General features: G+C 66.9%; 1 protein-coding gene. It reads left to right on the top strand.

What is annotated here, in order from left to right; translation table 11 throughout:
• The coding region (locus tag CXG43_RS01335; protein WP_198551371.1) for a major capsid protein at nucleotides 1-513 on the top strand (513 nt) is incomplete at both ends.

Raw genomic sequence — 513 nt, 5'->3', positions numbered from 1 at the left:
GCCCTGCAGGCCGTCCACAAGCGCGACCTGGACTACACCATCGAGTACCACCGCGTCGGCGCCCTGCGCGGCGAGGTGCTGGACGCCGACGGCTCGACCATTGTCAATCTGTACGAGGAGTTCGGCGTCGAGCAGACCGTACTTGGCCTCCAGCTCGGTACTGCCGATACCCGGGTGCGTGCGAAGGTGCTGGCGATCAAGCGCCAGATCGAGGCCAAGCTGGGCGGGGTGCCGCACCGTGGCATCCACGTCTTCTGCAGCGCCAGCTTCTTCGACGATCTGACCGAGCATAAGCAGGTGAAGGAGGCCTACTCGCGCTGGCAGGACGGCGCCGCGCTGCGCGATGACATGCGCCAGGGCTTCACCTTCGCTGGCGTGACCTTCGAGGAGCTGCCGGGCGGCATCGGCGAGGATCCGTTCATCCCGGAAGGCGAGGCCATCGCCTTCCCGCTGGGCGTGCCGGACATGTTCATCACACGCTTCGCCCCGGCCGACTACTTGGAAACCGTCCGG

Origin of the sequence: Stenotrophomonas sp. Bg11-02 (assembly GCF_002836635.1) — a bacterium.
Lineage (GTDB): Bacteria > Pseudomonadota > Gammaproteobacteria > Xanthomonadales > Xanthomonadaceae > Stenotrophomonas > Stenotrophomonas lacuserhaii.
Note: the sequence above shows the minus strand (reverse complement) of the source record. Positions and strands in the feature narration are given on the sequence as shown.